The sequence below is a fragment of the Xanthomonas hortorum genome (assembly GCF_011305375.1).
GTDB classification, from domain to species: domain Bacteria; phylum Pseudomonadota; class Gammaproteobacteria; order Xanthomonadales; family Xanthomonadaceae; genus Xanthomonas; species Xanthomonas hortorum_E.
The window spans coordinates 60,319-83,292 of sequence record NZ_VCME01000022.1 but is presented as its reverse complement, the minus strand read 5'-3'; the positions used below and the strand labels follow the sequence as shown (position 1 = coordinate 83,292).

Below are 22,974 nucleotides of genomic sequence, written 5' to 3'. Positions count from 1 at the left end.
TGCCTACGTCGCACCATGCCCATGCGGCAAGATCGGTTGGCGAAACTGCGCCACGCCGTCCAGATCGCGCAGCGTCACCGTCAGCACGCCGGTGTGTGCGTCGATCTCCACTTCGCCAAAAAACTGAAATCCGGCCAGCGGCGACATGTTCGGTGCAGGTGGTGCTTTTTGAAAGATCACCGTCGGGCCGAAGGTGGCATCCAGCGCATTCGGGCCGAAACTGCCGGCATTGAGCGGGCCGGCGACGAATTCCCAGAACGGCTCGAACTGCTGAAACGCCGCTTTATCGGGATGGTAGTAATGCGCCGCGCAGTAGTGCACATCGGCGGTCAGCCACACCGTGTTGCGGATGCGCGCTGCGCTGATGAAACGCAGCAGTGCGGCGATCTCCTGTTCGCGGCCACGCGGCACGCCCGGGTCGCCATTGGCGATCGCTTCCCAACGTGCGCGCCCTGCTGCGTCCTGCCCATCGGGCACCTGCAGGCCGATCGGCATGTCGGCGGCAATCACCTTCCATTGCGCGCGTGAGCCGGCCAGTTCGCGCTGCAGCCACGCCAGTTGTTGCGTGCCGAGAAATGCAGCGTCTGCGCCGGGTTGCGGCTGCAGGTTGTCGCTGTTGGCGCCGCGGTAGCTGCGCATGTCCAGCACGAACACATCCAGCAGCGGGCCATAACCGATCTTGCGATAGATGCGCCCGTCGCCATCGGCACGCACGCCGCGCATCGGTGCATATTCCAGAAATGCCTGGCGTGCACGGCCGGCCAGTACATCGATATCGCGCACCTGATAGCGCTCGTCCAGCTGCTTGCCAGGCGACCAATTGTTGGTGGTTTCGTGATCGTCCCACTGCCAGATTTGCGCGACCTCGGCATTGAAGCGACGGACGTTTTCATCGAGCAGGTTGTAACGGTAATTGCCGCGAAATTCGTCCAGCGTTTCGGCCACCTTGCTCTTGGCCGTGGTGGTGAGATTGCGCCAGCGCTTGCCCTCTTCGACGATCAGTTCGGCCGGGATCGGGCCGTCGGCATAGATGGTGTCGCCGCTATGCAGGAAAAAGTCCGGATTGCGTTCGCGCATTGCGCTGTAGATGCGCATGCCACCGATGTCTGGATTGATGCCGAAACCCTGGCCCACGGTGTCGCCGCTCCACACAAAGCGCACATCGCCACGCGAATACGGCGCACCGCGCAGATGGCCGTGTACCGGCGCGCTCAACACACCGCTGTCGGCGTCTTCAAAGCGCACCCGGTAGAAGATGTCCTGATCGCGCGGCAATGCACCCAGGTCCACCCGCGCTGTGAAGTCGTGCGCCGGCAACGCCACCGGCCCATCCACGCGGCGCGCCTGCCGCAGGCTTGGGCGCGTATCCCATTCCACCCGCAGCCGCGCGGGCCGATCGCAGCGACTCCACAGCATCGCGCGGCCGTCCAGCACATCGCCGCTCTGCACCCCATCGGTGATCATCGGCCGCCCGGAGGGCGCGGCCAGACTGCGCGTGGACCAAGCAGCAGTGGCCGGCAACAACAGGCCGGCACCCAAACCTTGCAACACGCGGCGGCGGGCGGGATCGGAGGCGGTCATGGCATCCTCGACTATCTGGCAGCGGCGTCCAGATATAGCGCCGCCGTCTTACCGGTACGTGTCCATTGCGCTGCATGGCGCAGCAGGTCGCGTGGTGATGGATGCAGTCACTGTATTGCGCAGCACCCGGGTGAGGGTTTGCCTGGCGACGTCGCGGAATAGCGCTTCACGCCTGCTGCGACTGTCGTGGAAGGTCGGCGCAAGTGCGCTGTGGCGGATGGGTGTCGCATGAAGTTTCCACTGCCCGCCGCAGCACACCGCATGGATTTACGCCTCCACTGCCCCCGCTTTGCCGTCTTCGACCACAAAGCGTTTCAACGTCGAGACCGTGGCCTGGCGGTCGCGGCGGTCGGAGATGCCTTGCAGGCGCGTTTCCATCCGGCCCGGGGTCAAAGTTACCGAGACGTAGCCGCGCGTCTCGCCTTCGGCGTAGTGCACATGCGGATTGAGCGCCATGGTGGCTTGCAGCTCGGTGTTGCTCTGGCCGTCGGAGGTGATCGAGGTGCCGACGAATTCGGTGGCCAGCGTGGGCGAATCCGGGTCGGCCGGATCGGCCTTCAAGTCGGTGACCCAGTACGAGTGGATGTCGCCGCCCCAGAACACCGGGTTGCGTAGCCGGGTCTTGGCGATTGCGTCGAGCATGCGGGTGCGCGTGGCCGGGTAGCCGTCCCAGCCGTCGGTCCACTGCCCGAATACGCCGTCTCGACCGTGTTGGTTCATCGGTGCCACCAGCAGATCCTGCGCGATCACGTTCCAGCGCGCGGGCGATTGTGCGAAGGCGCCATGCAGCCAGCGCTCCTGTTCCCAGCCGAGCATGGTGCGGCGTGGGTCGGTGCGTTCGCGGCAGCTGTCATCCACCACATGGCCGCCGCGCCAGCCGTTGGCCTGCGGGCAGGGTTGTTCGCTGCGGTACTGGCGGCCATCGAGCACGTAGAAGCGTGCCAGCTGGCCGTAGTCCAGCGATCGGTAGATGCGCATGTCGGCGCCATGTGGGCGATTGCGCGCGCGCAGCGGGAAGTGTTCGTAAAAGGCGCGATACGCGGCCGCGCGTCGGGCCAGGAAGGTGTCGACTGCAATCGACGGATCCTGCGACCAGCGATTGGCATAATCGTTCTGCACCTCGTGGTCGTCCCAGGTCGCCACGCAGGCGCTGCCGGCGTGCAGCGCCTGCAGGTCGGGATCGGTGCGGTACAGCGCATAGCGGTTGCGGTAGCCGGCCAGATCCAGGCATTCGCCGCTGCCGTGCGGGCGCACGATCTTGTTCGCCGCCTCGCCGTGGTTGCTGTATTCGTAGATGTAATCGCCGAGGAAGAACACCAGGTCCGGCTGCTCGGCAGCCAGATGGCGGTAGGCGCTGAAATAGCCCAGCTCCCAGTGCGAGCAGGACACAAAGCCCAGCCGCGCGGCATCCGGCAACTGATGCGGCGCCGGCAAGGTGCGTGCGCTGCCGATTGCGCTACGCGCGCCCAGCGCCTGGAAGCAGTACCAGTACGGGCGATCGGCGGCCAGGCCGGCGACCTCCACATGCACCGCATGGCCCCAGGCCGGGCTGGCGACGGTCTCGCCCTGGCGCACGATGCTGCGCATGCCCGGGTCGCTGGCCACTTGCCAGCGCACACGCACCGGTGCGGTCAGCCCGCCGCGTCCATCCGGGTCCAGCGGGCGCGGTGCCAGCCGGGTCCAGATGACAAAGCCGTCGGCCAACGGGTCGCCAGCGGCCACGCCCAGGGTGAACGGGTCCGGGCTGCCGCTTGCGCGCGCGAACGGGCTGAGCAGCCCGGCAGTTGCCAGCCCCGCGCCGGCGATGAGAATGCGCCGGCGGCTGTGATCCACCGTGGGTGTCGTGTTGTCGGAGCCGGGCAGGGGCGATACGGAAGACGGGTCGATCAAGGACATGGGCACACAGGCAATCTAGCGGACGCGACCATAGTGCGACGGGCGGATGTCCGTTCAATGGCAGCGGCATTGGTGTCGCCGCCGACGCAGATGGCTCTATCCTCGAAATCCGCTGTGGCGGTGAGGCGGCAGGTGTCGCACCGGTCGGTGATGCTTGCCAGCCGGCCAGCCGGCCAGCCAACCCAGCAACCCAGCAACCCAGCAATCCAGCAATCCAGCAATCCAGCAACCCAGCAACCCAGCAATCCAGCAATCCAGCAATCCAGCAATCCAGCAATCCAACGATCAGGCAACGCCACTAAAGGTGGGTGTGGTCGGTCTGGAACGCCGCATGCGCCGTCCACCGCACCCACGCGCCTGCACGCCACCCAGCTGCGATAATCGCGCCATGAACGATGCCGCACTTCCCCCCGATGTAGCCGCCGCGCTGGCCAACGGCCTGCAGGCCCAATCCCTGGATGCGGCGTTTGCCGCGCCGCTGTTGCGTTACCTGACGCTGCTGGTGCGCTGGAACAAGACCTACAACCTCACCGCCGTGCGCGACCCGCGCGAGATGGTCACCCGCCATCTGCTCGATTCGCTGGCCATGCAGCCGTACATCGCCAGCGGCACCCTGGCCGACCTGGGCACCGGCCCCGGCCTGCCCGGCATCCCGCTGGCGATCACCCGCCCGCAGCTGCAGGTGACGCTGGTGGAAAGCAACGGCAAGAAGGCGCGCTTCATGCGCGAGGCCTTGCGTCACCTGGCGCTGGGCAATGCGCGCGTGGCCGAGTCGCGCGCCGAGGCGCTGGACGAGCCGGCCGCTTACGACCACCTGACCGCACGGGCGCTGGATACGCTGGCCGGCATCATCGCCGTCGGCGGTCACCTGCTGCGCCCGGGCGGCAGCTTGCTGGCGATGAAGGGCATCTACCCGCATGAGGAGATCGCCGCACTGCCCGCCGGCTGGAGCGTAGCTGACGTGCATCCGCTGCAGGTGCCCGGCCTGGATGGCGAGCGGCATCTGGTCGTGGTGCGCAAGACGGGCTGAAGCGGCGGCCTGCCCGCCCCGGCCGCGTGCATCGGGAGAGCTAAAAAGCCACGGCGCCTGGTCGCTTCTCCCGCCTGCAAGAGAAGGGGCTCGACGTGGCGGTGCGCGCGATCGGCCACAGCCCTCACCTAATCCCCAATCCCCACGCTGGGACTTCCGGCCCATGGCAACGAGCGCCTGCGCTGCCATCATTGCGCGTTCGATCCAGACGCAGGCCGCCCGCACGTGACATCTCCTCTCGCCGCCGCACTCTCGCTCGCCCTGCTGGGCGCAAGCTTCGCCGCCACCTCGGCGCAGGCCGCCGTACCGGCACCGGTGGCCACGCTGACCGCCGAAGCACCCGCCGACGCGCGCTTCCGCGCCATCTACGAAAAAGAGTGGGCATGGCGGCAGGCCGAGACCGGCCAGGCCGACGAAGACAGCGACACCACCGGCGACAACACGCATTTGCCCGATGTCGGCCCGGCGGCGCAGCAGGCGCGCCTGGCGGTGTGGGACGGCGTGCTCAAGCAGCTCGACGGCGTCGACCCGAAACAACTGTCGCCCACCAACCAGGTCAACTACGCCATCTACCGCCCGCAGGTGGAAAACCTCGCCGCCGAGGTGCGCCTTCGCCTGTACGAGATGCCGTTCAATTCGGACAGCTCGTTCTGGTCCAACCTGGGCTTCATGGCGCAGCGGCCGATGAAAACTGCGGCCGAGTACCGCGCCTATATCGCGCGCCTCAACGATGTGCCGCGCTACTTCGACCAACAGACCGCCAACATGCGCGCCGGCCTGGCACGCGGTTTCAGCGTGCCGCGCGCGGTGCTGGATGGCCGCGATGTCTCCATCGCCACCGTCGCCGAGGTCAAGGACCCCACCGAGTCGACGTTCTACGCACCGTTCAAGCAGCTGCCGGCGCAGATCCCGGCCGCCGAACAGGCGCAACTGCGCGAACAGGCCAAGACCGCGCTGAGCACCGCGGTGCTGCCGGCCTACGCCAAGCTGCTGAGCTTCTTCCGCAACGACTACATGCCCAAGGCGCGCACCACGCTGGCGGCCGAAGCGCTGCCCGACGGCAAGGCGTTCTACCGCCAGCAGATCCGCGAATACACCACGCTGGAGCTGACCCCGGAGCAGATCCACAAGATTGGCCTGGACGAGGTGGCACGCATCCAGGCGCAGATGGACGCGATCATCAAGCAGGTCGGCTTCAAGGGCAGCTTCGCGCAGTTCCTGGCCTTCCTGCGTACCGATCCGCAGTTCTACGCCAAGACCCCGCAGGAGTTGCTCGATCGCGCCGCGTGGATCTCCAAGCGGGTGGACGGGCAGGTCGGCAAGTTCATCGGCACGCTGCCGCGCGGGCGCTTCACCATCAAGCCGGTGCCGGACGATATCGCGCCGTTCTGGACCGCCGGGCGCGGTGGCGCCACCACGTACTGGGTCAACACCTACAACCTGCCATCGCGGCCGTTGTACAACCTGCCGGCGCTGACCTTGCACGAGTCTTCGCCCGGGCATTCGCTGCAGGGCTCGCTGGCGCTGGAGCAGGGCGACCAACCGGCGTTCCGCCGCGAAAACTACATCTCCGCCTATGGCGAAGGCTGGGCGCTGTACACCGAAAAGCTCGGCCAGGAGATGGGCATCTACGAGACCCCGTACGAAGAGTTCGGCCGGCTGACCTATGAAATGTGGCGTGCCTGCCGGCTGGTGATCGACACCGGCGTGCACCACGACGGCTGGAGCCGCGAGCAGGCGCTGGCCTACCTACGCGACCGCACCGCGCTGAGCGAGCACGAGGTCACCACCGAGGTGGACCGCTACATCTCCTGGCCGGGCCAGGCGCTTAGCTACAAGCTGGGCGAGATCAGCATCGTCAAGCTGCGTGCCGAGGCCGAAAAGGAGTTAGGCGAGCGTTTCGACATCAAGGCCTTCCACGACGCGGTGCTGAAGCAGGGCTCGGTGACCTTGCCGGTGTTGGAGCAGCAGGTGCGTGCGTTTATCGCCGACAGCAAGGCGCGCCCGGCTGACGCCAAGTCGACCCGCAACGCGGCGCTGTGATGCCCTGGGGGAGTGGCTGACAGGACCACTGTAGAGCGGCTGGTCTGTGGTTTTGCTGCAGGGCCCTTGCCCGCCCACCATCGCGGGACACGCTGCAAGTACGTCCATGTAGGCTCTTACGCGGCATCCATGCCGCGTAAGGTCCCGCGACGGTGGGCGAGCAAGGACCAGTCGCGATGGTCGGTGTTCATGGCTTTCAACAAAGCAACCAGCAGACTTTCTGGTGCGGTGTCCTCGCCGATTGCGGGACCGTGTGGCGGCATGGATGCCGCCACCGAGCCTCCAGGGATGGATTCACGGCGTGTCCCGCAAGCGGCGAGGGCACCGCGCCCTCGACTCACTAAGCTTTTGGCCTGAGCTTCCTATTAAGCCGTGCATGCGATTGTGTAACTGCCCCGGCCCCGATACGCTGCGCCCATGTTGCTTCGCCGCGCCCGCCTGTTGCACCCGTTGCTGCGCCTGATGGCGTTGGCAGTGTTGGTCATGGGCGTGTTGGTCGCACCGGTGGCCTGCGCGCTGGGCGATGTGCATGCGCTGGCACACGACCAGATGCATCTGGAAGACACTGCACCGCACGGCCATGACGGTGCCGACGAAGGCGATGCCGGCGAGCGCGATGGTGCCGGCCTGATGCACGCCCTGATGCACAGCGGCTACTGCCACGGCCAGAATCCGGCGGTGTTGCCGGCGCTGGCCTGGCTGCCGCTGTCCACGCATACGCAGGCCCAGCCTGTGGCCGTCTTCGCGCACTACCGCTCGCAACTGAGCGAGACCGGATTGCGTCCTCCGATCGCGGCCTGATGCATCGCCGGCAGCTGCCGGCCTGTCCATCGATCCCGATTCCGGAGACACCCTCATGTGGTTGCGACTGACGGCACTTGCCGTCTTCGCGGTCGTGCCGTGCGCCATGGCGCAGGACGTACCGCCCAAACCCGTGCTGACCCTGGACGACGCCATTGCGCGCGTCGCCCGGCAGCACCCCGATCTGCGCCTGGCCGATGGTCAGCGCGCGGTCCTCACCGCCGACGCCGAGCGCGACGCATTGCGCCCGCCATTGCGTATCGGCGCCGAACTGGAAAACGTGTTCGGCACCGGCCCGACCCGCGCGCTGGACCAGGCCGAACTTACCGTCACCCTGGCCGGGGTACTGGAACGCGGCGGCAAGCTCGACGCACGCCGCACCCTGGCCCAGGCACGTATCGACGCACTGGCCCCGCAACGTGCGCTGGCGCGCCTGGATGTGCTGGCCGAAGTGGCGCGGCGCTATCTGGCCATCGGCATGGCCGCGCAACGGCATACGGTCGCACTGGAAACCCTGGCCCAGCGCCAGCGCACCGTCAGTGCCGCGCGCCAGCGGCTGCAGGCCGGCGCCTCGCCCGAATCGGTCGTGCTGACCGCGCAGGCCTTGCAGGCGCGCGCGGAACTGGAGCGCGACCGCGCGCAGCAGGAACTGCTGGCGGCACGTCGCCAGCTGGCGGTGTTGTGGGGGCAGCGCACGCCGGACTTCGGCGATGTCACCGGCGACCCGCTGCAGTTGCCGGCCATTCCCGAGTTCGAGGTGTTGGCGCAGCTGCTCGATGCCACGCCCGAGCTGGCGCGCTTGAACGGCGAGCAGCGCGTGCGCGAGGCGCGGGTGCGCATGGCACGCAGCCAGGCGCGCCCGGATCTGGATTGGCAGGTGGGCGTGCGCCGGCTCGAGGGAAACGACGCCACTGCGCTGCTCGGCAGCGTCTCGCTGGCCCTGGGCAGCGCCGCGCGCGCGCAACCGGAGATCCGCGCCGCCGAGGCGGAGCTGTCGCTGCTGGACATTGAGCGGCAATCGCAGGCCTTGGTGCTGTACACCACGCTGGCCGATGCGCATGGCCGCTATCGCGCTGCGCAGCTGGAAGTGACGCGGATGCGCAGCGATGTGTTGCCCGCACTTGCGCGCGCCGATGCCGCTGCCGAGCGCGCGTATCGCGCCGGTGCGACCAGCTATCTGGACTGGGCGCAGCTGCAGGCGCAGCGCAGCGATGCACGCCAGCAGCAACTGGCTGCGGCACTGGAAGCGCAGACCGCGTTGATCGAGATTCAGCGCCTCACCGGGCAACCGTTTGTGCTTGAAAGCGCTGCGCAGGTGGGGCGATGAGCGCTACTTCTGCGGCGCGTTTTCGCGCGGCCTGCATGCGTCCGCCTGGATCTGCTGCGCCGGTATCGGTATCTGAATCGGCGTTCGCAACCGCAACCGCAACCGCGTCCGCATCCAGCAGTCGCCAGGCGACGCTCGCGCCTACCGCGCCTACCGCGCCTACCGCGCCTACCGCGCCTACCGCGGATCCAGCGCATACCTTCTTCGTTCGTTCGCCCGACGCACTGCGCCGGCGCCCACCAGGATGTAATTCGATGACACGTTTTCTGATCGCGCCGCTGTTGCTGGCGCTGCTGCTGAGTGGCTGCGGCCGCAGCAGCGAAGAAGCACACGAGCATGCAACACCCGGTGCCGAGGGTGAAGCCGACGCACACGGCGAAGAAGCCGAAAAAGGCGCACACGGCGGGCGCCTGCTCGAACAGGACGGCGACAGCGTGGAGCTGGCCATTGCCGAAGACGGCACGCCACCCACGTATCAAGCCTGGCTATATCGCGACGGCAAACCATTGCCGCCCAGCGCCGGCAGCGTGGAGGTGCGTTTGACCCGGCTCGGTGGTGTCAACGAAGTGCATCGATTGCGCGCACGCGACGATGGCAGCCTGTTGGCCGACAGCACGGTTGGCGAGCCGCATTCGTTCGATGTGGAGGTGCGTGCCACCGTGCAGGGCAAGTCGCATCGCTGGGCCTATCCCAGCTACGAAGGCCGCACCACCATCGCGGCGAAGATCGCGCAGGACGCCGGCATTCGTGTTGCGCCAGTTGGCCCTGGCAGCATTGCCGACCAGCACGAAGTGCAAGGTCTGCTCACGCCGGCAGAAGGTGCGCAGGCGCAGGCCACCGCGCGCTTTCCCGGGCCGGTACGCAGCTTGCGCGTCAATGTCGGCGACCAGGTGCGCGCCGGTCAGGTATTGGCCACGGTGGAGAGCAATCTGAGCTTGACTACGTACTCGGTCAGCGCGCCGATCAGCGGTACCGTGTTGGCCCGCAACGCCAGCCTGGGCAGCAACGCGGGCGAAGGTCAGGCGCTGTTCGAGATTGCCGACCTGTCCAGCTTGTCGGTGGATCTGCACATCTTCGGTGCCGATGCGGGGCACATCACCGCGGGCGTGCCGGTGACGGTGACGCGTATCAGCGATGGCGTGGTGGCACAGACCACATTGGAGCGCGTGTTGCCGGGTACGGCCACGGCGAGTCAGAGCACGGTGGCGCGCGCGGTGTTGCGCAACAGCGATGGCCTGTGGCGGCCAGGCTCGGCGGTCAAGGCGCGGGTGACGGTGGCGCAGCAGCCGGCGGCGATGGTGGTGCCGGTGGGCGCGTTGCAGCAGTTTCGTGATTGGGAGGTGGTGTTCGTGCGGGTGGGCGATGTGTACGAGGTGCGGCCGGTGACGCTGGGCGCGCGCGATGCGCAGCAGGTGGAGGTGGTGTCGGGGTTGGCGGCGGGTGATGCGGTGGTGGTGGAGCAGAGTTATCTGGTGAAGGCGGATATCGAGAAGTCGGGGGCGTCGCATGATCATTGATCGCTGTGTTTCCGGTTTGCTTCTTCCTCGACCGCACGCACGTGCGTGCGAACAGCTCTTCCATGCTTCAGTGACACGTTTTTTCAGTCATCGACGCGGTCGCAACGCAGGCACGCACGCACTGATCGGTGTGGCTGCGCACGCAGTTGCGCCGAGTGTGCGCGGAGGTGCGCGTCATGCTCACTAACATCATTCGGTTCGCGATTGCGCAGCGGTGGTTGATGCTGGCGCTGACGGGGGTGTTGATTGCGATCGGGGCGTGGAGTTTTTCGCGCTTGCCGATCGATGCGACGCCGGATATCACCAATGTGCAGGTGCAGGTCAATACGGCCGCGCCTGGGTATTCGCCGTTGGAATCGGAGCAGCGGGTGACGTTTCCGCTGGAGACGGTATTGGCGGGGTTGCCGGGCCTGGAATCCACGCGCTCGTTGTCGCGTTATGGGTTGTCGCAGGTGACAGCCGTGTTCGCCGATGGCACGGATCTGTATTTTGCGCGGCAGCAGGTGGCCGAGCGGTTGCAGCAGGTCAAGTCGCAATTGCCTGCCGATCTGGAGCCGCAGCTGGGGCCGATCGCGACCGGGCTGGGCGAGATCTTCATGTACACGGTGGAAGCCAAGCCGAATGCGCGCAAGCCCGATGGCAGCGCGTGGACGGCCACCGATCTGCGCACCCTGCAGGATTGGGTGGTGCGCCCGCAGTTGCGCAATGTGCCCGGCGTCACCGAGGTCAACACCATCGGCGGCTATGCGCGGCAGATCCATATCACGCCGGATCCGGCGCGCCTGGTGGCGTTGGGATTTACGCTGGACGATGTAGCGCAGGCAGTGGAAGCCAACAATCGCAATATCGGCGCCGGCTATATCGAACGCAACGGCCAGCAGTTTCTGGTGCGGGTGCCGGGACAGGTGGACGATATCGCGCAGATTGGCGCAATCGTGCTGGATCGACGCGAGGGTGTGCCGATCCGGGTGCGCGATGTGGCGCAGGTCGGCGAGGGGCGCGAGTTGCGCACCGGTGCAGCCACGCAGGACGGCACCGAAGTGGTGCTCGGCACGGTGTTCATGCTGGTCGGCGCCAATAGCCGCACCGTGGCGCAAGCGGCCGCGCAGCGCCTGGAACTGGCCAACGCCAGCTTGCCGGCCGGCGTGCAGGCAGTACCGGTCTACGACCGCACCGCGTTGGTGGACCGCACCATTGTCACCGTCGCCAAGAACCTGATCGAAGGCGCCTTGCTGGTGATCGTGGTGTTGTTCCTGCTGCTGGGCAATGTGCGTGCGGCCTTGATCACCGCGGCGGTGATTCCGTTGGCGATGTTGTTCACGCTCACCGGCATGGTGCGCGGTGGCGTGTCCGGCAATCTGATGAGCCTGGGCGCGCTGGATTTCGGCTTGATCGTCGATGGCGCAGTGATCATCGTGGAGAATTGTTTGCGCCGTTTCGGCGAAGCGCAGTTGCGCTTAGGACGTGTGCTTGAGCGCGAGGAGCGTTTCGAACTCACTGCCGAAGCCACCGCAGAGGTGATCCGCCCCAGTCTGTTCGGCCTGGGCATCATCACCGCGGTGTATCTGCCGGTGTTTGCGCTCACCGGTATCGAAGGCAAGATGTTCCATCCGATGGCGATCACCGTGGTGCTGGCGCTCAGCGGTGCGATGCTGTTGTCGCTGACCTTCGTACCGGCGGCGATTGCGTTGTTGCTCGGTGGCAAGGTGGCCGAGCACGAAAACCGTGCGATGCGCTGGGCGCGTCGCGTCTATGCGCCCATGCTGGATCGCGCGCTGCGGCATGGCCGTTTGGTCGGTATCGGTGCGGTGGTGGCGGTGGCGCTGTGCGCGGTGTTGGCCACGCGCCTGGGCAGCGAGTTCATTCCGAACCTGGACGAAGGCGATATCGCGCTGCATGCCTTGCGCATTCCCGGCACCAGCCTGGAACAGGCCATCACCATGCAATCCACGCTGGAAAAACGCATCAAGCAGTTTCCGGAAGTGGCGCGTGTGTTCGGCAAGCTCGGCACCGCCGAAGTGGCGACCGACCCGATGCCGCCATCGGTGGCCGATACGTTCCTGATCATGCATCCGCGCGATCAGTGGCCGGATCCGCGCAAGCCCAAGGCGCAACTGGTGGCCGAGATCGAGGAGGCGGTGAAGCAGCTGCCGGGCAACAACTACGAGTTCACCCAGCCGATCCAGATGCGCATGAACGAGCTGATTTCCGGCGTGCGTGCGGACGTGGCGATCAAGGTGTACGGCGATGACCTGGACACGCTGGTCAAGCTGGGCCAACGCGTGCAGGAGGTCGCCAGCACGGTGCCGGGCGCGGCCGACGTGAGCCTGGAGCAGGCCACCGGCTTGCCGATGCTGGCGGTGGTGCCCGATCGCGCCGCGCTGGCCGGTTATGGCCTCAATCCCGGCGTGGTGCAGGACACGGTGTCGGCCGCGGTGGGTGGGCAGGCGGCCGGGCAATTGTTCGAAGGCGACCGCCGTTTCGACATCGTGGTGCGGCTGCCGGAAGGCTTGCGTCAGGATCCCACCGCATTGGCCGATCTGCCGATCCCGCTGCGTGGCGATGGCGAGCGCGCCGATGCGGACGAGTCCAGTCGCGCGGCCGGTTGGCGTAGCGGCGAACCGACCACCGTGCCGCTGCGTGAGGTCGCGAAGATCGAAACCGTGCTGGGGCCCAACCAGATCAATCGCGAAGACGGCAAGCGCCGCATCGTGATCACCGCCAATGTGCGCGACCGCGACTTGGGCGGATTCGTCGCCGAGGTGCAGCAACGCGTGCAGGCCGAGGTGGTACTGCCGACCGGCTACTGGATCGGCTACGGCGGTACCTTCGAGCAATTGATCTCTGCCGGCCAGCGCCTGGCCTGGGTGGTGCCGGGCACCTTGTTGCTGATCTTCGCGCTGCTGTACTGGTCGTTCGGTTCGCTGCGCGATGCGCTGGTGGTGTTCAGCGGCGTGCCGCTGGCATTGACCGGCGGCGTGGTGGCGTTGGCACTGCGCGATCTGGCGTTGTCGATCTCCGCAGGCGTCGGTTTTATCGCGCTGTCGGGGGTGGCGGTGCTCAATGGCCTGGTGATGATCGCCTTCGTACGCAGCCTGCGGGCCGAGGGCATGTCGCTGGAGCAGGCGCTGCGCGAAGGCGCACTGAGCCGTCTGCGCCCGGTGCTGATGACCGCGTTGGTGGCCGCATTGGGCTTCGTGCCGATGGCCTTCAACGTCGGCGCCGGTGCCGAAGTGCAGCGCCCGCTGGCCACGGTGGTGATCGGCGGCATCGTCTCGTCCACCTTGCTCACCTTGCTGGTATTGCCGGTGCTGTATCGCTGGCTGCACCGTGAGCGCTCGGGGCGAACCGGACCGGTCTTCGCGGCAACGCCGCAGGCAGGCACGCCATGAGCGAGTCCTGTTGCGGGTGCGGCAAGACCCTGGATGTGGCCGCAATGCAGGCCCGTCAGCGGCGCGTGCTGTGGTGGGTGTTGGCGATCAATGCCGGCAGCTTTGCGCTGATGCTGGCCGGCGCGCTGCATAGTGGCGCCGCTTCGCTGCTGTCCGGCAGCCTGGATAACCTGGGCGATGCGCTGACCTATGCATTGAGCCTGGCGGTGGTGGGCGCCAGCATGGCGGCCAAGGCGCGGGTCGCCTTGCTCAAGGCCGGATTGATCCTGCTGGCGGCGCTGGCGGTGGCCGCCGAGATCGGCTGGAAGCTGGCCCACCCGCAGCTGCCGCTGTTTCAGAGCATGGGGCTGGTGGCCGCGCTGAACTTTGCCGCCAATCTGGTGTGTTTGCGCCTGCTGTGGCCGTACCGTAACAGCGACATCAACCTGGCCTCGGCCTGGGCCTGCTCGCGCAATGATGTCTACGAAGGCCTTGCGGTGCTGGCTGCCAGTGCGGCGGTGTGGGCGTTCGGCAGCGGCTGGCCCGACCTGGTGATCGCGGTGGCATTGCTGCTGCTGTTCCTGCGCTCGGCCTGGCAGGTGGCGCGCGGCGCATGGGCAGAACTGCATCGGGTCGCTGCGCTGACGTAGGGAGTGGGAGGTTGATCGACCACCGCCGTCGGGCCAGGTGCCGACAGCGGTGGGTTAGCGGGCGAGTGCTGTAAGTGCTTGCGGCACAAGGAAATGCCGTGCATAATGCGCGGCTCGCTGTGCCCGGATCGCTCCGGATGGCGGCACCCAGCGCGATGGGGTTGCCGGCTCGTTCCCAGCGTAAGTTCTTGATTCCCAACGTTGCGTGGCAGCCTAGCGCTGTCGGGGCCGCCGCTCCCCAGGCTATGGGTGGCAATTCATTTATCGAGGTGCGTAATGTCCCGCGTATGCCAAGTGTCCGGCAAGCGTGTGCAGACGGGTAACAACGTCTCCCACGCAAACAACAGAACCCGTCGTCGCTTCCTGCCCAACTTGCACGAGCGCCGCTTCTGGGTCGCCAGCGAGAACCGCTGGGTGAAGCTTCGTGTCTCCGCGCATGCATTGCGCACCATCGACAAGAACGGGATTGATGCCGTTCTGAAAGAGCTGCGTGCGCGCGGCGAAAAGGTCTGAGGAGTAAGCAGTCATGGCAAAAGGCAAGCGTGACAAGATTCGTATGATTTCCTCGGCCGCTACCGGCCACTTCTACACCACGGATAAGAACAAGAAAAACACTCCGGGGAAGATGGAAATGATGAAATACGACCCGGTCGTGCGTAAGCACGTGATGTACAAGGAAGGCAAGATCAAGTAATCCACCGATTACACGATCTGCATCCAAGCAAACACCCGCCGAAAGGCGGGTGTTTGCGTTTGTGGGGTGTGTTGCGGGTTTTATCGCAACCAAGGTTTTAATCCGCACACTTCCTGGGCCAATACAACTCAGCGGACTGCATCCCCTCTCCCTGCGGGAGAGGGGTAGGGGTGAGGGTACGGGGCGAAGCCACTCGCAGTAGTTTGAGTACCAGAGGCTTCGCCCGTACCCTCATCCGGCGCTGCGCGCCACCTTCTCCCGATGGGAGAAGGGAGCACCGCTACATCCCACGCGCACGCAACTGCGCATCCAGGCGCGGATACACCCGCCTGGCATTGCCTTCGAATACCTTGCGCTTGTCTGCATCGGAGATCGCCAATGCATCGATGTAGCGTTTGGTGTCGTCGAAATACTGGCCGGTCTGCGGGTCGATGCCGCGCACCGCGCCGACCATCTCCGAGCCGAACAGGATGTTGTCGATGTCGATCACCTCGAACAACAGGTCGATGCCAGGCTGGTGATACACGCAGGTATCGAAGAACACATTGCGCATCACGTGCGTGGACAGCGGCGGCTTGCCGAGCATGTCAGCCAGGCCACGGAAGCGGCCCCAGTGGTACGGCACCGCGCCACCACCGTGCGGGATGATGAAGCGCAAGTCGGGAAAGTCGCTGAAAAGATCGCCTTCGAGAAACTGCATGAAGGCCGTCGTGTCGGCGTTGAGATAATGCGCGCCGGTAGCGTGGAAGTTGGCGTTGCAACTGCCGGACACATGCACCATGGCCGGCACGTCGAGCTCGACCATTTTTTCGAAGAACGGATACCAGGCGCGGTTGGTCAGCGGCACGCCGCTCCAGTGGCCGCCGGACGGGTCGGGATTGAGATTGCAGCCGACGAAGCCGAGCTCGCTGACGCAACGCTCCAGCTCGGCGATCGAGTGCGCGATGGAGACGCCCGGCGACTGCGGCAACTGGCACACGCCGATAAAGGTGTGCGGATACAGCTGCACTACGCGCGCGATCAGGTCGTTGCAATGCCGCGTCCAGATCTGGCTCACCGCCTCGTTGCCGATGTGGTGTGCCATGGTGCTGGCGCGTGGCGAAAAAATCGTCATGTCCGCGCCGCGCTCGCGCAGCAGCCGCAGTTGATGCTGCTCGATGCTTTCGCGCAATGCGTCGTCGGAGATCTGCGGATAGATCGGTGCCGGCAACTGCGGGTCGTCGTAGTGTGCGATCTGCGCCTTGCGGAAGGCGTCATGTGCAGCGGGCGCGGTGGTGTAGTGGCCGTGGCAGTCGATGATCATGAGAATGCTCGTTGAGGTGCGCAGAACGCGCTACGCATCCGACCGATAGATGTGCAGTGCGCATGTGGACGGACGTCTGGATTCGGATGCATGGATCTGTGAGCGATGCAGCTAAGCGTATGCACTGCCATTGGTCTGCAGTTGTCGGCGAAGCAATGCATCGCACCCGAGCGAGGCGGAATGCCGCGCTGATATCCTGCCGTTAGCCCGAAAAGCGACTCGCGTTGCTGGAGTGTGCAGAGAACGCGCGACGCCCGAGCGGTCGTAGCAGGCACGCAGGCTGCAGGACGCGGCACACCACGCATCAACGCCCACGGTTCAAGCCAGCGCGATGCCGGCTGCCGCATCGCATGCTGGCAGCCGCGCTCAAGCAAACAACTCACCATCGAACAGTTTGCGTGCGGTGCGCAGCACGGCGGTACGTACCACCTCACCGTGCGCGTCGAGGGTGATGACACAGCTGCTCGCGCCGCTCGGATGTTCGACATCCAGCTGCTGTGTAGTGCCGCCAGGCAATTGCGCCAGCGCATGCGCGGGAGCGCCGGGCAGCAGGCAGGCAGTGGCGACGGTGACCGCGCCCAGCACGCCGATTGAGGCATGGCAGCGGTGCGGAATGAATGAGCGCACGCTGATCGCGCCGCCGTTGCGCGGTGCGGCGACCAGCATCATTTTCGGCACGGTGGCAGCGGTGACATCGCCCAACCGCATCAACGGGCCGGCCTGCAGGCGAATCGATTCCAGACGGGCTTTCAGTGTCTGGTCTGCATCGAGCGTGGCGCGGTCTTCGTAGCCGCTGATGCCAAGATCGCTGGCGCGCAGCACCACGCAGGGCATGCCGTTGTCGATCAGGGTGACCTCTACGTCGTCGAGCGTCTGCACCGCATGGCCGGTCGGCAGCAACGCACCACACGAAGAGCCGGCGATCTCGGCAAACGCCAGCGCAATCGGCGCAGCGGTGCCGGGCACGCCGTCGATGCGGGCATCGCCGTCGTAACGCACCTTGCCACCGGGCGTCTGCACGGTGGCGGTGGCCAGCGTGTCTGTATTGCGCATGAAGATGCGTACGTCGGTTTCGCCATCGTGTGCGGGCAATAAGCCGCGTTCCAAGGCGAAGGGGGCGACGCCAGCGAGCATGTTGCCGCAGTTCTGCGCATCGCTGACCTGCGCCTGTTCCACCGACACTTGCAGGAACAGATAGTCCACGTCGGCATCGGCACGCGTGGAGCGCGACACCACCGCCACCTTGGAGGTGAGCGGGTCGGCGCCGCCCATGCCGTCGATCTGGCGCAGATCCGGCGAACCGTAGGCGCGCAGCAGAAACGCATCGCGTGTGGCGCGATCGCCGGGCAAATCGTCGGCCAGAAAAAAACCGCCCTTGGAGGTGCCGCCGCGCATCCACATCGCGCGTACGTGCTCAGACATAGCGCAGGCCTTTGGCCGCCAGGCGTTCGCGCATGGCGTAGATATCCAGGCCCAGTTCGCCGCTGGCAAGACGGTCGCGTTTGATCAGCTCGCGCGCTTCGCGTGCCTGCGCTTCAGCCAGTACCTGCGCGGCAGTGGCGCGCGGCACCACGCAGACACCGTCGTCGTCGGCCACCACCACATCGCCCGGCTGCACCAGCGCACCGGCGCAGACCACTGGCACGTTGACCGAGCCCAGTGTCTCCTTGATGGTGCCCTGCGCGCAGATGGAACGGCTCCATGCGGGGAACTGCATGGCAGTGAGATCGCGCACGTCGCGCACGCCCGCATCGATGATCAGCCCGCGGCAGCCGCGCGCCTGCGCCGAGGTGGCCAGCAGGTCGCCGAAGTAGCCGTCGCAGCAGTCGCTGGTCGGCGCCACCACCAGCACGTCGCCGGGCTGCAGTTGCTCGATGGCCACATGCATCATCCAGTTGTCGCCGGGCGGAATCGACACCGTGACCGCAGTGCCGGCAATACGGCAGCCGGCATAGATCGGCCGCAGGCGGTGATGCAGCAGGCCGCTGCGCCCCTGCGCCTCGTGCACGGTGGCCACGCCGGCTTGCGCGAGCCCATCCACGATGGCCAGTGGGGTGCGCTCGATCCGGGTGACGACCTGGCTCATCCATCCATCCTCGTTAGGGGTGTGGCGAGTCTGTGCGCCGATCGCCTGATGGCTCAAGATTCATTTGAGGTATGCATATTGGTTTTGCTTATAGTTAGAGCATGCCGACGATTCTGGAACCGAACCTTCGCCATCTGTACGCCCTGGTCGTGGTGCACCAGCTGGGCAGCGTCAGCGCGGCCGCGCCGCAGGTGAATCTGTCGCAGCCGGCTTTGACGCAGGCAATCGCGCGGCTGGAACAGCAGCTCGGGGTGCGCCTGTTCGATCGGCATCCGGGCGGCATGGTCGCCACCGAGGCCACGCAGCTGCTGGTGCCGCGCATCGAGCGTGCGTTGGAGCAACTGGGCCGTGGCATCCGGGTGGCGCGGCGTGCGCTGCGGCTGCCGGCACGCCCGGGCCTGGAGCGTCGGGTCTCGTTGGGGCAGTTGCAGGCGTTGATCGCGGTGGATGTGGCAGGCAGTTATTCGCTGGCGGCGGCGCGCGCCGGGGTCTCGCAGCCGGCGATCTACCGCGCGGTGCAGGCGCTGGCCGAGGTGATCGAGGTGCCGCTGACGGTGCGTCGCGGCAAGACCATGCAGCCCACGCCGGTGGCAGTGCGGCTGTTGCGGCAGGTGCGGCTGGCGCTGGCCGAGCTGCGCGCCGGGCTGGACGAAGTGGCTGCGCTGCGCTCGCAGCACGCCGGCCGGCTCACGCTGGGGGTGATGCCGTTGGCACGGGCGATCCTGCTGCCGCAGGTGCTGGCGCGCTTTGTGCGCGCGCATCCCGGTGCCAGCGTCAACGTGGTCGAAGGGCCGTATGCCGAATTGCTGGCGCATCTGCGCGATGGCGAGCTGGATCTGCTGATCGGTGCGCTGCGCGAGCCCTTGCCAGTGCGCGATGTGCTGCAGGAGCCGTTGTTCGACGACGAGCCGGTGATCGTGGCGCGCAGCGGGCATCCGCTGGCCGGGCAGGCCTATGCGTTCGCGCAATTGCTGGAGTACCCCTGGGTGATCGCCACCACCGGCACGCCGGTGCGCGCGCGCTGGGAGCAGATGTTTCGCGATCAGGGCATCGAACCGCCTGCGCTGCGCATCGAATGCGGCGCGGAGCTGACCATCCGTGGGCTGCTGCTGGAAGACGATTGGCTCACGCTGATGTCGCGCGACCAGTTTCTGTTCGAGCGCCGCGCCGGGTTGCTGTGCGAGATCGGTGCCACCGGGCCGCAGTTGCGTCGCCAGATCGGCATGACGCTGCGCAGCGACTGGCATCCCACCCGCGCGCAGTCGGCGTTCGTGCAGACGCTGCGGCAGGTCTGCGCCGAGCGCGTGCAGCCGGCCGATGCGCACGGCGGGCCGTTTCGTTATTGCGCGCCGATGGACACGCCCGCCCCGTTGCGTTCACGCACCGGGCCGTCAGAATCGGAGCCTTCTTGAGAACGGATCGCTGATGCTGCCCGACTGGTTGCAAGGGACCTGGCTGTTGGCGCTGGACTGGGCGATTCGCCTGGCCGCGCTGCTGTGGATTCCGGCCCGCACCACGCCCGGCGCAGCGCGCAGCTGGCTGTTGCTGATCGGCTTCGTACCGGTGGTCGGCCTGCCGCTGTATCTGCTGTTCGGCCACCCGTGGTTGTCGCGCTTGCGGGTGGAGCGCCAGGCCACCGCCTCGCAGGTGATCCGCGAGCAGCAGCTGCCCTTGCACGCCTTGCGCTGGATGCCGCAGGCAGATTCCAGCAGCGCCGAGGTGGTGCCGCTGATCGAACGCCAGGGCGATTTCATGCCCACCCTGGGCAATGCGGTGGAGTTGCTGGACGACTACGTGCAGTCGTTGCAGGCCTTGACCGACGCGATCGATATGGCGGAAAAACGCGTGCATCTGCTGTATTACCTGATGTTCGACGATGCGGTAGGCGATGCGGTGGTGGCCGCACTGGAGCGCGCCAGTGCGCGCGGCGTGCGTTGCCGCGTACTGCTGGATGCGGTGGGCGCCAAGCGTGGCTTGCGCCACTACCGCAAGCGTCTGCAGGCCGGCGGTGTGGAGGTGCTGGCGGTGTTGCCCGGTGGGCTGCGCTGGCGTCGCAGCGGGCGCATGGATCTGCGCAATCACCGCAAGATTGCGGTGATCGACAACCAGGTGGGCTTTGTCGGCTCGCAGAATCTGGCCGAGGCCGGCTTTATCGAAGGCGTGCCCAATCGCGAACTGGTGGCGCGCGTGCGCGGGCCGGTGGTCAATCATCTCGAAGCGGTGTTCGCCAGCGACTGGTTCACCGAAACCGGGCAGCGCCTGGACGTGTGGCCGGACGCGCCGGTGTGCGAGGCCAACATCGCCACGCAACTGCTGCCGAGCGGGCCGGCATATCCGTTCGAAAACGCGCGCGATGCGATCAATGCGGTGATCCACCTGGCGCGCCGCAAGGTGGTGCTGGTGACGCCGTACTTCGTCCCCGACGAAGCCTTGCTCAGTGCGTTGCGCATTGCCGGGGTCTCGGGTGTGGATGTGCAGCTGATCCTGTCGGAGAGCAACAACCAGGTCCTGGCGGCGTGGGCGCAGGAGGCGTATTTCGAAGAGCTGCTGCGCTGCGGGGTGAAGATTGCGCTGTACCGTCCGCACTTTCTGCATGCCAAGCACCTGAGCGTGGACGAGGACATCGCCCTGGTAGGGTCGATCAACCTGGACATCCGCTCGTTCGCGCTCAACGCCGAGATCGGCATGCTGTGCTACGACCATGGCGTGGTGCAGCGGCTGCGTGCGATCGAGCAGGATTACCTGGCCAACGCACGCCAGCTGCAGCTGGAGCAGTGGCGTAGTCGCCCGGCCTGGCGCCGCAGCCGTGAGGGAATTGCGCGGTTGGCGGATGCATTGATGTAGGGCTTGCATATGCGTGTTGTATGACGGCGTATTGCCAGCTGGAACGCGCGTCGATGCCTGCGGTTGCAGGCGTATTGCTGGGCGCAAGCGCAGGTTGGCAAGGCCTTGCTGCGTTTGAGAGTGCCCGCCTTCCGGCGTAGCCTCAGGCAAGCCGGCGCTTTCCAACGTGACGACGAGCACCTCGATCGTCGTCACCCAAGTCGGATTGGACGGACGGTGCTCATCGTCTTCCCGGATGTCGGACAACGCGCATCGCACGACAGCGTCTGCGCAGCGGTACGTGATCCTGGCCATGACAGCGGCCATGGCGGCTGTCATCGGTGCGACGTGACGTATCGCCTACAATTGCCGGATGAATGAACTGCGTGATCCCGGCGATGCAGTGATCGCCATCGTCGGCGGCGGCGCATCCGGTGTGCTGGTGGCGCTGCAATTGCTGCGTCTGGCGACCGCGCCGGTGCGGATTGTGTTGATCGAGCCGCACGCCCTGCTGGGCGAGGGCGTGGCGTATTCCACCACGCGTGCCGAACACCTGCTCAATGTACCGGCAGCGCGGATGAGTGCGCTGGTGGAGGCGCCGCAGGACTTCGTCGATTACCTGCGCGCGCACGCCTGCTGCCCGGAGCTGGAGGATGCGCAGCTGCCGCAGCAGTTCGTCGGGCGCCGGCATTACGCGCCTTATCTGCGCGATCGCTTGCAGGCCGCACGTGCGCAGAGCCCGGCGACGCTGACCGTGCATGCGGCACGCGTGCAGACCTTGCAGCCCACTACCTCCGGTGCGCTGTTGCAGCTGGACGATGGGCAAACGGTGCAGGCCACCAGCGTGGTACTGGCGGTGGGCAATGCGCTACGGCCGTTGCCGCTGCGTGGTGCCACCGGCTTGTCGAGTGCGCAGCGGGTGGAAGCCTGGGACACAGCGGCGGTCGCCGCGTTGCCGCAGGACACGGCGGTGTGCATCGTCGGCTCGGGGTTGAGCATGGTCGACACGGTGGTGACGCTGGCCGCGCAGGCGCATCGCGGGGCGGTGCATGTGGTGTCGCGGCATGGGTTGTTGCCGTTGCCGCAGACGCATTGCGTCGCGGCGGATTTCGATCCGCAGCCGTTGTTGGCGTTGTCGCTGCGTGCGCGCATGCACGCGCTGCGTCAGCATGCGCGCAAGGCGATGGCGCAGGGGTTGCCCTGGCAGAGCGTGATGGAGCGGATTCGGCCGCTGAGTCAGGCTTTGTGGCAGACGCTGTCGGTCGCCGACCAACGCCGCTTCCTGCGCCATGTGGTGCGCTACTGGGATGTGCATCGTCATCGCATCGCCGCGCCGGTGCATGCGCAGCTGCAGGCGATGCGCGCGCGCGGACAACTGCAGTTGCATCGCGCGCGGCTGGATGTCGCATTCCAGGTTGGCGCCTGCGTGCGGGTGAGTGCCGGCGCCAGTGCCGGGCATGCCTTGCAGCTGGATGTGCAGACGCTGGTCAACGCCACCGGTGTGGAAATGCGCGTGCAGGCGATGCGCAACCCGCTGCTGCAACAGCTGCTGGGGCAGGGCATTGCGGTGGCCGGGCCGCATGGCATCGGGGTGGATACCGATGCCGATGGCAGCTTGATCGATGCCGATGGACGCTCCAATCCGCGGTTGCGGGTGATCGGCAGTCTGCGGATCGGCGCGTTGTGGGAAAGCCTGGCGGTGCCGGAGTTGCGTGAGCAGGCAACGGCGATTGCGCGGGATGTGTTGGTATTGCTTGGGCGGTGATGGGCGTTGTTCCCTTCTCCCACCGGGAGAAGGTGGCGCATAGCGCCGGATGAGGGTCCGAGCGAAGCCTCGCATTCCAAACCGCTT

17 protein-coding genes and 1 pseudogene are annotated in these 22,974 nt (G+C 66.5%); 13 read left to right on the top strand and 5 right to left on the bottom strand.

The annotated features are described in order from the left end of the window. Positions 1-3 precede the first annotated feature (3 nt). Complete coding sequence (locus FFY45_RS18400) at positions 4-1,581, bottom strand: alkaline phosphatase D family protein (protein WP_176341529.1); 1,578 nt, start codon at positions 1,579-1,581, stop codon at positions 4-6. 267 nt (positions 1,582-1,848) lie between these two features. Next, on the bottom strand, positions 1,849-3,477 hold the full coding sequence (locus FFY45_RS18395) for an alkaline phosphatase D family protein (protein WP_176341528.1): 1,629 nt from the start codon (positions 3,475-3,477) through the stop codon (positions 1,849-1,851). Between the two features lie 388 nt (positions 3,478-3,865). Here FFY45_RS18395 and rsmG point away from each other — a divergent pair, with 388 nt between their 5' ends. From rsmG to rpmG, 10 genes and pseudogenes are all read left to right on the top strand, one after another. Further along, a complete protein-coding gene (gene rsmG, locus FFY45_RS18390; protein ID WP_176341554.1) occupies positions 3,866-4,507 on the top strand; it encodes a 16S rRNA (guanine(527)-N(7))-methyltransferase RsmG in 642 nt (213 codons plus the stop codon). Between the two features lie 225 nt (positions 4,508-4,732). Continuing rightward, positions 4,733-6,550: a DUF885 family protein gene (locus FFY45_RS18385; RefSeq protein WP_176341527.1), complete on the top strand. Its 1,818-nt coding sequence runs from the start codon at positions 4,733-4,735 to the stop codon at positions 6,548-6,550. A gap of 140 nt (positions 6,551-6,690) precedes the next feature. Then, a pseudogene (locus FFY45_RS22340) lies at positions 6,691-6,887 on the top strand (hypothetical protein); the annotation flags it as partial. 80 nt (positions 6,888-6,967) lie between these two features. Continuing rightward, positions 6,968-7,351, top strand: a complete 384-nt coding sequence (locus tag FFY45_RS18380) for a hypothetical protein (RefSeq protein ID WP_023905633.1) — start codon at positions 6,968-6,970, stop codon at positions 7,349-7,351. A gap of 55 nt (positions 7,352-7,406) precedes the next feature. Further along, a complete protein-coding gene (locus tag FFY45_RS18375; protein ID WP_176341526.1) occupies positions 7,407-8,678 on the top strand; it encodes a TolC family protein in 1,272 nt (423 codons plus the stop codon). Between the two features lie 254 nt (positions 8,679-8,932). Further along, complete coding sequence (locus FFY45_RS18370; RefSeq protein WP_176341525.1) at positions 8,933-10,195, top strand: efflux RND transporter periplasmic adaptor subunit; 1,263 nt, start codon at positions 8,933-8,935, stop codon at positions 10,193-10,195. 176 nt (positions 10,196-10,371) lie between these two features. Next, a complete protein-coding gene (locus FFY45_RS18365; protein ID WP_176341524.1) occupies positions 10,372-13,587 on the top strand; it encodes an efflux RND transporter permease subunit in 3,216 nt (1,071 codons plus the stop codon). Continuing rightward, entirely contained in the window at positions 13,584-14,216 is a 633-nt protein-coding gene (locus FFY45_RS18360) for a cation diffusion facilitator family transporter (protein WP_176341523.1), read from the top strand. Before FFY45_RS18365 ends, FFY45_RS18360 begins: the two co-directional genes overlap by 4 nt. 276 nt (positions 14,217-14,492) lie before the next feature. After that, positions 14,493-14,729 (top strand): 50S ribosomal protein L28, encoded by a 237-nt coding sequence (gene rpmB, locus FFY45_RS18355; RefSeq protein WP_002809459.1) that lies wholly within the window; start codon positions 14,493-14,495, stop codon positions 14,727-14,729. A gap of 13 nt (positions 14,730-14,742) precedes the next feature. Then, complete coding sequence (rpmG, locus tag FFY45_RS18350) at positions 14,743-14,910, top strand: 50S ribosomal protein L33 (protein WP_002809462.1); 168 nt, start codon at positions 14,743-14,745, stop codon at positions 14,908-14,910. Positions 14,911-15,190: 280 nt separating this feature from the next. Here the strand turns inward: rpmG and FFY45_RS18345 are convergent, their stop codons facing one another. The 3 genes from FFY45_RS18345 to FFY45_RS18335 form a co-directional block, all read right to left on the bottom strand. Then, positions 15,191-16,213 carry an amidohydrolase family protein gene (locus FFY45_RS18345; RefSeq protein WP_176341522.1) on the bottom strand — a complete coding sequence of 341 codons (1,023 nt, stop codon included), beginning with the start codon at positions 16,211-16,213 and terminating at the stop codon, positions 15,191-15,193. Positions 16,214-16,579: 366 nt separating this feature from the next. Beyond that, entirely contained in the window at positions 16,580-17,635 is a 1,056-nt protein-coding gene (locus FFY45_RS18340; RefSeq protein WP_176341521.1) for a 4-oxalomesaconate tautomerase, read from the bottom strand. Further along, positions 17,628-18,299: a 4-carboxy-4-hydroxy-2-oxoadipate aldolase/oxaloacetate decarboxylase gene (locus FFY45_RS18335; RefSeq protein ID WP_176341520.1), complete on the bottom strand. Its 672-nt coding sequence runs from the start codon at positions 18,297-18,299 to the stop codon at positions 17,628-17,630. Before FFY45_RS18335 ends, FFY45_RS18340 begins: the two co-directional genes overlap by 8 nt. A gap of 101 nt (positions 18,300-18,400) precedes the next feature. Between FFY45_RS18335 and FFY45_RS18330 the strand changes: the two genes are divergently transcribed. From FFY45_RS18330 to FFY45_RS18320, 3 genes are all read left to right on the top strand, one after another. Next, positions 18,401-19,711 carry a LysR family transcriptional regulator gene (locus FFY45_RS18330; protein WP_176341519.1) on the top strand — a complete coding sequence of 437 codons (1,311 nt, stop codon included), beginning with the start codon at positions 18,401-18,403 and terminating at the stop codon, positions 19,709-19,711. 13 nt (positions 19,712-19,724) lie between these two features. Beyond that, a complete protein-coding gene (cls, locus tag FFY45_RS18325) occupies positions 19,725-21,143 on the top strand; it encodes a cardiolipin synthase (RefSeq protein WP_176341518.1) in 1,419 nt (472 codons plus the stop codon). 352 nt (positions 21,144-21,495) lie between these two features. Next, positions 21,496-22,887, top strand: a complete 1,392-nt coding sequence (locus FFY45_RS18320; protein ID WP_176341517.1) for an FAD/NAD(P)-binding protein — start codon at positions 21,496-21,498, stop codon at positions 22,885-22,887. Positions 22,888-22,974: the final 87 nt, after the last annotated feature.